The sequence below is a fragment of the Streptomyces bathyalis genome (assembly GCF_015910445.1).
Lineage (GTDB): Bacteria > Actinomycetota > Actinomycetes > Streptomycetales > Streptomycetaceae > Streptomyces > Streptomyces bathyalis.
Window position 1 is genome coordinate 6,711,035 of the sequence record NZ_CP048882.1, and the last position, 12,470, is coordinate 6,723,504.

At 70.4% G+C, this 12,470-nt stretch carries 14 protein-coding genes and 2 tRNA genes; 11 read left to right on the forward strand and 5 right to left on the reverse strand.

Annotation, left to right across the window (positions count from 1 at the left end; all coding sequences use genetic code 11):
• Positions 1-52: 52 nt before the first annotated feature.
• The 3 genes from G4Z16_RS29210 to G4Z16_RS29220 all read left to right on the forward strand — a co-directional run bounded on the left by G4Z16_RS29210 (position 53) and on the right by G4Z16_RS29220 (position 2,923).
• Positions 53-1,195 (forward strand): chorismate-binding protein, encoded by a 1,143-nt coding sequence (locus G4Z16_RS29210; protein ID WP_197353574.1) that lies wholly within the window; start codon positions 53-55, stop codon positions 1,193-1,195.
• Complete coding sequence (locus G4Z16_RS29215; RefSeq protein ID WP_197353575.1) at positions 1,192-2,013, forward strand: aminotransferase class IV; 822 nt, start codon at positions 1,192-1,194, stop codon at positions 2,011-2,013. Before G4Z16_RS29210 ends, G4Z16_RS29215 begins: the two co-directional genes overlap by 4 nt.
• Before the next feature lie 73 nt (positions 2,014-2,086).
• Positions 2,087-2,923: a GNAT family N-acetyltransferase gene (locus tag G4Z16_RS29220; protein WP_197353576.1), complete on the forward strand. Its 837-nt coding sequence runs from the start codon at positions 2,087-2,089 to the stop codon at positions 2,921-2,923.
• A gap of 51 nt (positions 2,924-2,974) precedes the next feature.
• Here G4Z16_RS29220 and G4Z16_RS29225 read toward each other — a convergent pair whose 3' ends face one another.
• Positions 2,975-3,481, reverse strand: a complete 507-nt coding sequence (locus G4Z16_RS29225; protein WP_197353577.1) for a DsbA family protein — start codon at positions 3,479-3,481, stop codon at positions 2,975-2,977.
• A gap of 105 nt (positions 3,482-3,586) precedes the next feature.
• Between G4Z16_RS29225 and G4Z16_RS29230 the strand changes: the two genes are divergently transcribed.
• Both G4Z16_RS29230 and G4Z16_RS29235 read left to right on the forward strand, forming a co-directional pair.
• Positions 3,587-4,096, forward strand: a complete 510-nt coding sequence (locus tag G4Z16_RS29230; RefSeq protein WP_197353578.1) for a hypothetical protein — start codon at positions 3,587-3,589, stop codon at positions 4,094-4,096.
• A gap of 155 nt (positions 4,097-4,251) precedes the next feature.
• Positions 4,252-4,470 (forward strand): hypothetical protein, encoded by a 219-nt coding sequence (locus G4Z16_RS29235; RefSeq protein ID WP_197353579.1) that lies wholly within the window; start codon positions 4,252-4,254, stop codon positions 4,468-4,470.
• A 36-nt stretch (positions 4,471-4,506) separates the two neighbouring features.
• Here the strand turns inward: G4Z16_RS29235 and G4Z16_RS29240 are convergent, their stop codons facing one another.
• Entirely contained in the window at positions 4,507-5,079 is a 573-nt protein-coding gene (locus G4Z16_RS29240; protein ID WP_197353580.1) for a CGNR zinc finger domain-containing protein, read from the reverse strand.
• Positions 5,080-5,270: 191 nt separating this feature from the next.
• Positions 5,271-5,684 carry an SsgA family sporulation/cell division regulator gene (locus tag G4Z16_RS29245; RefSeq protein WP_003959770.1) on the reverse strand — a complete coding sequence of 138 codons (414 nt, stop codon included), beginning with the start codon at positions 5,682-5,684 and terminating at the stop codon, positions 5,271-5,273.
• Between the two features lie 190 nt (positions 5,685-5,874).
• On the opposite strand from G4Z16_RS29245, the gene G4Z16_RS29250 reads away from it, so the two are divergent.
• The 4 genes from G4Z16_RS29250 to G4Z16_RS29265 all read left to right on the forward strand — a co-directional run bounded on the left by G4Z16_RS29250 (position 5,875) and on the right by G4Z16_RS29265 (position 7,229).
• Positions 5,875-6,204 carry a TIGR02611 family protein gene (locus G4Z16_RS29250; protein ID WP_197353581.1) on the forward strand — a complete coding sequence of 110 codons (330 nt, stop codon included), beginning with the start codon at positions 5,875-5,877 and terminating at the stop codon, positions 6,202-6,204.
• Positions 6,205-6,267: 63 nt separating this feature from the next.
• Positions 6,268-6,339 (forward strand) — tRNA-Val (locus G4Z16_RS29255).
• Positions 6,340-6,647: 308 nt separating this feature from the next.
• The gene (locus G4Z16_RS29260; RefSeq protein WP_197353582.1) at positions 6,648-7,124 is read left to right on the forward strand and encodes an SRPBCC family protein; all 477 of its coding nucleotides are present in this window, start codon (positions 6,648-6,650) and stop codon (positions 7,122-7,124) included.
• Between the two features lie 33 nt (positions 7,125-7,157).
• A tRNA-Val gene (locus tag G4Z16_RS29265) sits at positions 7,158-7,229 on the forward strand.
• A 74-nt stretch (positions 7,230-7,303) separates the two neighbouring features.
• Here G4Z16_RS29265 and G4Z16_RS29270 read toward each other — a convergent pair.
• On the reverse strand, positions 7,304-7,984 hold the full coding sequence (locus G4Z16_RS29270) for a 3'-5' exonuclease family protein (protein WP_197353583.1): 681 nt from the start codon (positions 7,982-7,984) through the stop codon (positions 7,304-7,306).
• A gap of 214 nt (positions 7,985-8,198) precedes the next feature.
• On the opposite strand from G4Z16_RS29270, the gene thrS reads away from it, so the two are divergent.
• Together thrS and G4Z16_RS29280 are read left to right on the forward strand one after the other, a co-directional pair.
• Positions 8,199-10,175 (forward strand): threonine--tRNA ligase, encoded by a 1,977-nt coding sequence (gene thrS / locus G4Z16_RS29275; protein WP_197353584.1) that lies wholly within the window; start codon positions 8,199-8,201, stop codon positions 10,173-10,175.
• 93 nt (positions 10,176-10,268) lie between these two features.
• On the forward strand, positions 10,269-10,826 hold the full coding sequence (locus G4Z16_RS29280; protein ID WP_197353585.1) for an HIT family protein: 558 nt from the start codon (positions 10,269-10,271) through the stop codon (positions 10,824-10,826).
• A gap of 106 nt (positions 10,827-10,932) precedes the next feature.
• On the opposite strand, the gene G4Z16_RS32820 is transcribed toward G4Z16_RS29280, so the two are convergent.
• Positions 10,933-11,412, reverse strand: a complete 480-nt coding sequence (locus tag G4Z16_RS32820) for an NAD-binding protein (RefSeq protein ID WP_246531130.1) — start codon at positions 11,410-11,412, stop codon at positions 10,933-10,935.
• Positions 11,413-12,470 lie beyond the last annotated feature (1,058 nt).

Here is a 12,470-nt window from a genome sequence, read left to right on the forward strand (position 1 = left end):
CCCGTACGGGACGCCCGCAGAACTCCGGCACCCGCACCATAGACTCGGTCATGTGTACGCTCCGTCGCCCTTCGCCCGCTTCGGCTCTCTCCTCGCCACCGACCTGCGCGACGTCACAAGCGACCCCTCGGCCCTGGAATCCTCCGGGTGGTGGGCGGTCGTCGCCGACTTCGAGGGCCGGGTGCTGTGCGCGCGCTTCGGCGACGTACGGGAGACACCGAGGCCCGGCGCGTACGCGGGGGCACCGAACACCCCCGCGGCCTCGCGATGGCGCGGCCCGGTACCCGGTGCGTGGACCAGCTCCATGGACCGCACCGCCTACACCAGCGGGGTACGGCGCATACGCGAGCACATCGCCGCCGGTGACGTCTACCAGGCGAACCTCTGCCGCGTGCTGAGCGCGCCGCTGCCCGATCCCTCGCCGGAAGCCTCGGACCTCGCCGGGCTCTCGGCCCTGCTGGCGCGCGGCAACCCCGCCCCGTACGCCGGCGCCGTCCGTCTCCCCGCTCACGGCGTGGAGGTGGCCACGGCCTCCCCGGAGCTGTATCTGCGCCGCGAGGGCAGCACCGTCACCTCGGGTCCGATCAAGGGCACGGCCCGTACGGCCGAGGAGCTGCTGGAGAAGGATCACGCCGAGAACGTGATGATCGTCGACCTCGTACGCAACGACCTCGGCCGAGTCTGCGCAGCCGGCTCGGTCACCGTGCCGGGCCTGTGCGAGGTCGAGCCGCACCCCGGGCTCGTCCACCTCGTCTCCACCGTGCGCGGCGAACTGGCGGCCGGGGCGGGATGGCCGGATCTGCTGCGGGACACCTTTCCGCCGGGCTCCGTCACCGGCGCCCCGAAGCTCAGTGCCCTGCGGATCATCGGCGAGCTCGAACCCACGCCGCGCGGCCCGTACTGCGGAGCCATCGGCTGGGTCGAAGCCGACCGCGGCACGGGCGAGCTCGCGGTGGGCATACGGACCTTCTGGATGGAACGCGGCACTCCCGCCGGAAGCGCCACGGGAACCCGGACCGGCGCCAGCGCCGTGCTCCGCTTCGGAACGGGCGCCGGGATCACCTGGGGATCCGACCCGGAAGGGGAGTGGGCGGAGACGGAACTCAAGGCATCCGGGCTGCTCAAGGTAGCGTCGGACATGCGGCACCACGAGGTGCCCGGCCCCACGGCGACGAACGGAAGGGGAGCCCTGTGAGGATCTGGCTCGACGGCGGACTCCGGGACGTCGACGACGCGCACGTCTCCGTTCTGGACCACGGACTGACCGTAGGAGACGGGGTCTTCGAGACGGTCAAGACGACCGACGGCACGCCCTTCGCCCTCACGCGGCACATCGAACGCCTCGGCAGGTCGGCCCGCGGCATGGGCCTGCCGGAACCCGATCCCGACGAGGTGCGTCGCGCCTGCGCCGCCGTGACCCAGGCCGAGGTGGTCCCGCTCGGCAGGCTCCGCATCACCTATACCGGCGGGCCCTCACCGCTCGGCTCCGACCGTGGTGATGTCCGGCCGACCCTCGTCGTCGTCCTGAGCGAATCGCACCGGCGTCCCGACAGCACCGCCGTGATCACCGTCCCCTGGACACGCAACGAGCGGGGCGCGCTCACCGGGCTGAAGACGACCTCGTACGGCGAGAACGTCCTCGCGCTCGCCCGCGCGCACCGGCAGGGCGCCGGTGAGGCTCTCTTCGCCAACACGCAGGGCCGCCTGTGCGAGGGCACCGGCACGAACGTCTTCGTCGTCCTCGACGGCGAACTGCACACGCCGCCACTGGAGTCGGGTTGTCTCGCGGGGATCACGCGAGCCCTGGTCGCCGAGTGGTCGGGCGCGCGGGAGACCGACCTGCCGCTGGACGCGCTGGAGCGGGCCGAGGAGGTCTTCCTCACCTCCTCCCTGCGCGACGTCCAGGCCGTGAACCGCGTCGACGGCCGCGAACTGCCGGGCGCCCCGGGCCCGGTCACCCGCGAGGCGATGAAGCTCTTCGCCGAACGCTCCGCGGCCGACATCGACCCGTGACGAGCACCCCTGCGGGTCGCCGCCGACCGCACGGCGCGTGACGGGGAGCCGCCCGGCCGGGTAGAACACGAGCGTGACGACGACCCTGCGCCCGACCGGCCCCGACCAGTACGACGCCGACGGCATCCGCTCCCGCTCGTACGACATCTGCGTCAACAGCCGCCCGGTGGGCCTCCTCCGGCTGACCGTCGACCCGAGGCACGGCCCGGTGACGGGACGGGTGGCGCAGCTCGTCGTCGAAGAGCGTGAACGGCGGCGCGGGCGCGGTGCGGTCGCCGCCCTCGCCGCGGAAGAGGTGCTGCGCGACTGGGGCTGCCGGGCGGTCGAGATCAGCGTCCCGGTGAAGGCCGGCGCGGCACTCGGACTCGCTGCGGGCCTCGGCTACGGCGAACGCAGCCGCAGCATGCTCAAGGAACTGGGGGAGGAGCCGCCGCTTCCCCGCGGCAGCACCGTTCGTCCCATGACCGACGCGGAGTTCCCCGCCTGGCGCGAGAGCGGACTGCCCCGGCTGCTGGAGACGATGACGGAGCGGGGCATGCCCGCCGACGAGGCCGGGCGCAGAGCCGCCACGTCGTTCGAGCAACTGCTTCCCCGCGGGGCGTCGACGCCGGGTGCGGCGCTGCGCGTCCTCGTCCACGAAGGGACGGACGTCGGCAGGGTCTGGGTCGAACTCGAACGCAGCCCACGCCCCGACTGCGACGCCTACGTCTACGAGGTGGAGGTCGAGGAGGAACTGCGCGGCCACGGCCACGGCCGCACCCTGATGCTCGTCGCGGAGCGGGAAGCGCTGGCGGCCGGAGCGCACACGCTCGGACTGCACGTCCTCACCGCCAACACCCCGGCGATACGCCTGTATTCGTCACTGGGCTACCAGGTGGCCGAGCACCACTTCCGCAAGCCGCTGCTCTGACGGCCGGGGAGGATCCTCCCTGCCAGACGTGCGGACCGTGGCCCGAGAGGGTCAGGCGCCGCCGACCAGACCGTCCGCGATCTCCTCGATGCGGGCCCTCAGCCCTTCCTGGCTCTTCCCGCCGTCCAGCAGCTGCCCGCCGATGACATACGTCGGGGTGCCCTTGACCCCGATCGCCTTTCCCTCCGCCTGGTCGGCGTCGACGATCAGCAGATGCCGCCCGTCGATCAGCGCGCTCTCGAACTCCCCGTCGTCCAGCCCGAGCTCGCGCGCCACCTCCAGCAGCAACTCCTCGCCACGCTTCGCGAGTTCGGCGTTGCGAGCCAGCACGGCCGCCGCGTAGACATCGCCCTGTCCCTGGGCGAACGCCTCCTCCGCCGCCTGCGCCGCGGCGTAAGCGTGCTTGTGCTTCTCCAGGGGGAAGTGCCGCAGCCGGATCTCCAGCCGCTCCCCGTACCGCTCCCGCAGCGCGGCCAGGTCCCCCTGAGCGCGGTGACAGTCGGGGCATTGAAGCTCGCACCAGTAATCGAGCACGGGGCGGGAGGAGACATCGTCCATGGCGACAGTCTCTCAGCCGCACCGAAGGCCGATGACCCGGAGATCTCCCCTGAATCGGAGGGACGGGCATGGCCTGTGACGTGCGCGCGTAGCAAGATGGTGCACATGCTGACCACGACCGTGTGCGCCGCACTCTCCGCAGCCGGCCTGGCCGTCGCCTTCCTGACGGCCTTCCGGCGGCGCTTCGCCGCCGCCGTCCGTATCGCGGCGTTCTCGCTCGTACCGGTCGGGCTCGCGATGTCCGGCCTGATCGGCCTCGGCGGCAAGATCGTCAAGGCGGTGGGCACCTGGGCCGCGGACCTCGTGCTCAAGCCCTCCGTCTGGGCGGGGTTCGCTGTTCTGGCCGTGGCGTTCGTGCTGTACGTCATCGGCCGCGTCGCGAGCCGCCACTCGCGCCGGAAGTCCCGCGAGGCGCCCCGCGCCACCGCGACGTCCCCCGGCCGCGCTGCCGCCCCCGGCACGGCGAACGCCCCCGCCCTCGGCTCCGGCACACCGGCACCCTCGGGCGGACAGGAGCGAAAACAGGCCGCCGGCAAGCAGGGGAAGGCCTCCTCCGGCGGCGACGCCGACGACTTCTCAGACATCGAGGCCATCCTCAAGAAGCACGGCATCTGACGCTCCTGCCAGCAACATCAGTACGTCGCAGCCGCGCCCACCGGGCGGTCGCTTACCACGATCTTCACCACGGCACCGGCTTACCCATGAACTCCAGCGTGACGTGGGCGTGTTGACCATCACCGGGGTGCGGGCTGCGTCATCATCACCGCGAGATGGACATGACGCCGAATCCCCCGGCCGAGCTCGCCGAGCCGCCCTCCGCGCCTGCCGCGACCGCCCAGCCCGTCCACGTCCCGGCCCTGCCCGAGGTGCCGCTGCCGGAGCCGAAGGGCTGCCTCTACGCCCTTTCCCAGCCGCCGCTGATGTTCTTCCTGGCGTTCATCGCCATGCTTCTCGCCATCACGGGCGCGCATGATCTCTTCCTGGACTGAGCGGGGCGGACACGGCGGGAGGCCCGGAGAGGTCGCTCAGCCCTGAGCCGTCTCCTCCGCGGACTCCCGCTGCCGGGCACGGTAGGCGGCGACGTGGAGCCTGTTTCCGCACGTACGGCTGTCGCAGTAGCGCCGTGAGCGGTTCCGCGAGAGGTCCACGAAGGCCCGCCGGCAGTCGGGAGCGGCGCACCTGCGCAGCCGGTCCCGCTCCCCGGAGACGATGATGAAGGCCAGAGCCATGCCGCCGTCGGCGGCCAGGTGGTGGGCCACGGAGGCGCCCGGCGCGAAGTAGTGCACGTGCCAGTCGTAGCCGTCGTGATCGGTCAGCTGCGGGGTCGTCCCCGCCTCGGCCACGAGCGCGTTGACCAGCTCGGCGGCCGTACGGACGTCGCTCGCGCCGAAGACCTCCGTGAAGCGCTCCCGCACCGACCGCACCGCGTCCAGATCCGCGTCGGTGAGCGTCCCGACGTCGCTGAGGCTGTTGCGCTCCACGTACGCCCTGAGGTGCGTCACCGAGACCAGCAGGTCGGGGCGGTCGCCGTCGGCCGCGGTGTTGAGCAGGTCCACGACGTCATCGAGTGCGCACCGGGTGTCGTGGTTGATCTGCACGGGTCGCTCCTCGGGTCAGCCCAGCGGGGTCCGGTGCGCAGAGACTAACGCCTGGGACGCACGGCGACGCCGCCACCGCCGGAGCCCGCTGAGGACGGGTCCGGGGGTGACGGCGTTGCCTGCGTGCCCTGCTGGGCCGAGGGAGGCGCAGCCGTCGCCCCGAGTCGGACGGCTGCGCGGGACCGGTGGACTCAGCTCTCGGCGAGGATGTGCGAGAGCTCTGTGTCGAGGTCGAAGTGTCGGTGCTCGGTGCCGGGCGGCACGGCAGCGTCGGTTCGCTTGAGGAAGGACTCCAGGGCCCGCGCCGGGGCCTCGAGCAGAGCCTCGCCCTCGGGAGAGCTGAGGGCGATACAGACGACTCCCTGACCGTGGCTCCGGGAGGGCCATACGCGGACGTCACCGGTGCCTGTGGGCCTGTGCAGCCCCTCGGCGAGGAGATCGCGCGCGAAGACCCATTCGACGGTCTCCTCGGCGCCGGTGTGGAAGGTGGCGTGGACGGCATAGGGATCGGCCGTGTCGTACCGCAGCCCCGCGGGTACCGGCAGTGATGACTCGCTCGAAACAACGAGGCGCAGGTGCAGCTCGCAGCTGACCGTGGTGTTCATAAGCGCCAGGGCCTTTCGCTCAGTGTGCGCTCGGGGGTTCGCACGTCGGCGAAATCGACATGCCACGTACTCGTCGGTTGTAAACCCCTCTGACCGTTTTGCGAGTAATGCAGCCCTTGATATGGCCTGCGGCGTTTTTGTGGCGTACGGCTATTCCGGTGACGCCGTCGAGTTCGGTTACGTTGGGGATATGTACGCAGAGAGTGACCAGCGACCGTTGGGGTCTCGAGCCCCCCGGTTCATCAAGGCATCGAGGCCCCTCCACCGAACCTGGCAGGTGCTGATCTTCGTTCTGGGTCTGGCGATAGTGGCCGGCGGGGTGGTGCTCCTTCCGCTTCCCGGTCCCGGCTGGCTGATCATCTTCGCGGGCATCGGTCTGTGGGCGACGGAGTTCCCCTGGGCACAGCGTGTGCTGCGCTGGACGAAGCGACAGGTCCTGGAGTGGACGCACCGGTTCCAGGCCCGGCGGCACGAGCGCCGGCGGCGCAAGGAGATCAAGGAGAAGCAGTACGTGCGGTAGGGGCGGGGAGTTCCCGCGAGGTCTGGAGCACGACTTCACATGCGGTAATCTGGTGCGCGCAGCGGGCGATTAGCTCAGCGGGAGAGCGCTTCGTTCACACCGAAGAGGCCACTGGTTCGAACCCAGTATCGCCCACCGCTTCATGCGGGGTCCGGGTGAAAGCCCAGGGCCCCGTTCTTGTGCCGCCGCACGCGAGTGTTCCTGTCTTCTGTGCGGGCCCGCGGTGTTTCTCGACGGAGTGGAGATACGGCGGGAATTCACTTCATCGGTAATTACGGATGGATGTATTCCGCTGGGACCGGTCCGTGAAGTCCCGCCGGAACAGGCGAATTCGAAGACCGGCACTTCGCGTACCGCGCCGGCCTTGGTGACAGGATGCGGGAAGGCCCTCGGACCGCGGGCGCGAACGGCGGTCCGTGCGGAGGATCGTGAGGAGTGTGCCGATGACGTCCAGGCGCCACCGCTTCGTCTTCCGCAGCGTCTGGCGGCTCGACGAGTCCCCCGAAGCGGTCTACGCGGTGCTCGAGCGGGCCGGTGAGTACCCCCTCTGGTGGCCCCAAGTGCGGGAGGTGCACGCGCTGGACGGGATGTCGGGCACGGCGCGCATCCGTTCCGTCCTTCCCTTCGACCTGTGGATCACGGGCAGGGCGACGCGGCACGATCCCGACGCCGGCGTCCTGGAGATGGAGATCACCGGCGATGTGGCCGGCTGGGCGCGCTGGGCGCTGAGGAGGGACGAAGCCTCCCGCTCCGGCGGCACCGTCGCCGTGTACGAGCAGCAAGTGGAGGTGCGCAAGCCGCTGCTGCGTCAGCTGGCGGTGCCCGCACGCCCCTTCTTCCGGGCCAACCACGCGCTGATGATGCGGGCGGGACGGCGAGGCCTGGAGCGGTGGCTCGAAGGGGGTTTGGATGATGACTGAGCCGCACTGTATGGTTCTGCACGTGCCGCGAGCGGGCGATTAGCTCAGCGGGAGAGCGCTTCGTTCACACCGAAGAGGTCACTGGTTCGAACCCAGTATCGCCCACGTGTTCAAGAGGCCGGTCCGTCACATCGACGGGTCGGCCTCTTCGTGTGCGTTGGCCCCCGGAGGTCCGCGTCTCAGGCGGCCGTCATCGGGCGCAGCGGCCAGATGTGGTCCGCCGCCCGCCGCGCGCCGCTGGTGAACCAGGCCGTGGGGCCGCCCGCTTCGGCGGCGAACCAGACCGCCTGGAGGGTGTGCAGTGCGGCCGGTGTGAGTCCGGCGAGCCGTGGCGCGAAGTGGCGGCCGAGCGCTCTCGCGAGCGCCAACGCTGCGGCAGCCTCGTCCTGGACGGTCTCGACGGGCGCGGAAATGCCGTAGCGGTCGCAGAGCCGCGCGAGCCCGCGGTGCGGGTCCGCTGCTGCCGACGGGCGGTCGAGGCGCCTGTCGAGAAGCACGGGATCGAGTACGCACATGCCGCGGCCGCCCAGGCAGCTCGCGAGCGGCATGTTCCTGTGACGTCTCAACTCCCGGTCGAGCAGCGTCAGATCGTACGGAGCATTCATGACGACCAGAGGTCTGCCGGCGGCATGGGCCGCCAGGAAGCGCGCCACGCAGTCGGCCATCGGTCCCGCCGGGAGCCCGGGGGCGCCGGGCGGGATGTGCAGCTCCACCGGTGCGCCCGGTGCCTGCTGGGTGACGACCGCGGCGGCACTGAGACGGTCCCGTTCGGGGTCGGCGCCCTCTGCGCCCGGCTCCGGCTCAGGGCGGTGGGCCCGGAGCGCGAGTGCCGCGAGGGGTCCCTCGTACCACTGGGTCATGGCAGCACTCCTGTCGGTAAGGGCGCCCGCGCTGCTGATACCGCACTCCGCGGCACGTCAATCACGGTCACCCGCGCGGGAATCGGCCCGGGGTGGCGGTCGCGGGCGCCGAGGAGCCCGTAACCGTTTCGCGGGAAGGGGACCGCTCTCGGTACGATTCCAGCGGCGCTCGGCGCACGTCGGCGCTCAGCGAAACAAGAGTCAGGAGAGACCGGTGACCGATGTCCGTGTGATCATCCAACGCGATTCCGAGCGGGAAGAGCGCGTGGTGACGACGGGCACGACTGCCGCCGCTCTCTTCGAGGGGGAGCGTTCCGTCGTTGCCGCGCGTGTGGCTGGCCAGCTGAAGGACCTGGCGTACGAGGTCGCCGACGGCGACGAGGTCGAACCGGTCGAGCTGGCCAGCCAGGACGGGCTCGACATCCTCCGGCACTCCACCGCTCACGTCATGGCGCAGGCCGTGCAGGAGCTCTTCCCCGAGGCCAAGCTCGGCATCGGCCCGCCCGTGCGTGACGGCTTCTACTACGACTTCGACGTCCCGGAGCCGTTCACCCCCGACGATCTGAAGCTCATCGAGAAGAAGATGCAGCAGATCCAGAAGCAGGGGCAGCGCTTCTCACGCCGGGTCACCACCGACGAGGATGCGCGCGAGGAACTGGCGGACGAGCCCTACAAGCTGGAGCTGATCGGCCTGAAGGGCTCGGCGGCCGACGCGGCGGAAGGCGCCTCCGCGGAGGTCGGCGCCGGCGAACTGACCATCTACGACAACGTGGACGCGAAGTCCGGCGAGCTGTGCTGGAAGGACCTGTGCCGCGGCCCGCACCTGCCGACCACGCGGGCGATTCCCGCGTTCAAGCTCATGCGCAGCGCCGCCGCGTACTGGCGGGGCAGCGAGAAGAACAAGCAGCTGCAGCGCATCTACGGCACCGCGTGGCCGACCAAGGACGAGCTCAAGGCCCACCTGGAGTTCCTGGCCGAGGCCGAGAAGCGCGACCACCGCAAGCTCGGCGCCGAACTCGATCTGTTCTCCATCCCGGAGGAACTGGGCTCGGGGCTGGCCGTCTTCCATCCCAAGGGCGGCGTCGTACGCAAGGTCATGGAGGACTACTCGCGGCGGCGGCACGAGGAGGCGGACTACGAGTTCGTCAACACCCCGCACATCTCCAAGGAGCAGCTGTTCGAGACCTCGGGTCACCTGCCGAACTACGCGGAGTCGATGTTCCCGCCGCTGGAGTTCGAGGGGCAGAACTACCGGCTCAAGGCCATGAACTGCCCGATGCACAACCTGATCTTCAAGGCGCGCGGCCGTTCCTACCGCGAACTGCCCCTGCGACTCTTCGAGTTCGGCACGGTCTACCGCTATGAGAAGTCCGGTGTCGTGCACGGACTCACCCGCGCCCGGGGCTTCACCCAGGACGACTCGCACATCTACTGCACCAAGGAGCAGATGGCCGACGAGCTGGACAGCCTGCTCACCTTCGTCCTGAACCTGCTCCGTGACTACGGGCTCAGCGACTTCTACCTGGAGCTGTCCACCCGCGAGGAGGGCAACCCCAAGTTCATCGGGGAGCCCCACGAGTGGGAGGAGGCCACCGAGGAACTGCGCCTCGCCGCGGGCAAGCAGGGCCTTGAGCTGGTGATGGACCCCGGCGGCGCCGCCTACTACGGGCCGAAGATCTCCGTGCAGGCCAAGGACGCCATCGGGCGCACCTGGCAGATGTCCACCATCCAGGTCGACTTCCAGCAGCCCAAGCGCTTCGCGCTCGAATACACCGCCGCCGACGGCTCGCGTCAGCAGCCGGTGATGATCCACCGCGCTCTCTTCGGTTCGATCGAGCGGTTCTTCGCCGTGCTGCTGGAGCACTACGCGGGTGCGTTCCCGGCGTGGCTGGCCCCGGTGCAGGCCGTGTGCATCCCGATCGGCGACACCCACGTTCCGTACCTGGAGGAATTCGCGGCGGAGGCCGGGAAGAAGGGTCTGCGCATCGAGGTCGACTCGTCCTCGGACAGGATGCAGAAGAAGATCCGCAACGCTCAGAAGTCCAAGGTCCCCTTCATGATCATCGCGGGGGACGAGGACGTCTCCGCGGGCGCGGTCTCCTTCCGCTACCGCGACGGTACGCAGAAGAACGGTGTGCCTCAGAACGAGGCCGTGGCGGAGCTGCTGGAGGCCGCCCGTCCCAGCTCGTAGAGCCGCGGCGGCGCGTCCCGCCCGCCCGCGGACGCCGTGCGGGGCGGGGCTCCGGAGACACCCTGGAGCCCTGCCCCGTACCTGGTAAGTCCTATGCTGGCCCGCATGACGAGCGAGCCGGAAGAGCAGATCGGGGTGGGGACGCCGGATGCGTTCCAGCGCCTGTGGACACCGCACCGCATGGCGTACATCCAGGGTGAGAACAAGCCCACGGGCCCCGGCGAGGACGACGGTTGTCCCTTCTGCTCGATTCCGGCCAAGAGCGACGAGGACGGGCTGATCCTCGCCCGCGGTGAGCACGTCTACGCGGTGCTCAACCTGTATCCGTACAACGGCGGCCACCTCATGGTGATCCCTTACCGGCACGTGGCGGACTATCCGGGGCTGACGGACGAGGAGACCACCGAGCTCGCCGAGTTCACCAAGCGGGCCATGAAGACGCTGCGGGTCGCCTCCGCGGCGCAGGGCTTCAACATCGGCATGAACCAGGGTTCGGTCGCCGGCGCAGGGATCGCCGCGCATCTGCACCAGCACGTCGTGCCGAGGTGGGGCGGCGACACCAACTTCATGCCGGTCGTCGGGCACACGCGGGTCCTGCCGCAGCTGTTGGGTGAGACCCGCGCGATGCTGGCAGACGCCTGGCAGGAATAGCTCACCCACGGACCCGGGGTTGAGGCTGGAGCCGCTCAGGCCGACGATGCGCCAAGTGCCCCTTGCCACGCGGTGGTCCGGCGCCGGCGCGAGCGAGTGCCGGGCGTCACCGGCCCAGGCTCGCCGCCGTCGGCTGGTGGTCGCACCGGTCCATCTGTGGCCACGGCACGACATCCCCTGCCGCGCGCTCCACCAGGAGCTGTCTGCCGTGCGCCATCACACCGTACGGCCGCAGTCCGCACATGGCCGCGGTCGTGTACGCGGCGCTCAGACTGTTGAGGTCGTGGACCAGGCCGATCCTGAACAGTGAACGCGTCTCCGCGATGGCCTCGTGGTCGCCCGCGCGCATGACCACGCGCAGTTCGGGCGCGACTGCGAGAGCCGCAACCGAGACCGCGATGTTGTCCCGGTCGTCCGAGGCGACGGCTGCCATTGCCGTCGCCCGCCCGAGGCCGAGCTTGCGCAGTACGAACCTGTCCGTCGCGTCGGCGACGACGACGGGCAGGCCAAGTGCCTTTGCCAGGCGCAGATTCGGGGCCGTCGGATCCCGCTCGACCGCGACCACGCCGATGCCCAGAGCCTGCAACTGGGTGCACGCCGCAGCCCCACCTGGCCCAGCCCCACGACCACCACATGACTGCCACGGGGCAGGGTCCTGGGACCCACGATTCCGACGGGGCGCGGAGCCAGCAGGCGGTCCACCATGCCTGCCGTGAAGACGGCGGTGAAGACGATGGTGCCGAGCATCGCGAGAGAGGCGAACACCAGATAGGCGTCCGACCCGTGCGCGGTTGCGGGGCCGACGGCGGAAACTGTCCGCGCGGCTTCGAAGAGCGCCTCTACGGGTGTGCGATGGCGGAGTGCCACCGACCAGATCCAGTCCGCCAGCAGCACCCCGAAGATCCCCGTCAGGCCGGCCAGCATGATCCGCGAACTGCCGTCGTGCGGTCTCAGCTGTCCTCGCACCTTCCCCAGCCGTGCTCGGTACCTCAGCGAGCGCGGTGGCCGGTAGGGCTGGAGGTGCACGGTCTCCCCGTCCCAACGGCCACCGAGGAAGCCCGAGGGTGTGCGGGTGATCGCCAGCAACTCCGGTTCGAGGCAGGCGGCCAGGAAGGAGGGAGCGCCGACCTCGGCGGGCGAAGCGACCTGGCAGTTGGGGACCACGCGCACGAGCTGATCGGCGACCGTGCGGTCGAACACCGCCGCCACGAGCGTCACGTCGGGGTGGATGTGCTCGACTGCGAGGGCATAGCGCAGGGACTCGGCGTCGCTGTCGAACAGGACCGCGACGCCCGCCACTTCGCCATCGAGCGCCTCGCGCAGCGCTTCGTCCGTGGGGTGCATGAGGTGGCGTACGCGGTGCCCCGACGACTCCAGGGAGCCGCAGACCTTGCGCGCCACATCCCCGCCGCCGATCACCACGTGGTATTCCGCCGGGCCCCCGCACCTGGAGGGGGGATGCCCCTCCTCGGTGCGGAGGCTGTCACGGGAACCGGCAGGGGAGTGATCAGCGGTCGGAACGGCAGTCATCGGAACGATAGGGGTCGCACCGCAGGCAGCGGAGATCCGGGCAGTCGCCGCATTGCTGGAGTGGCTCGCCGCAGTGGCAGTGGCAGTGGCGGGGGTCGGCGGTCTCACCGGCAC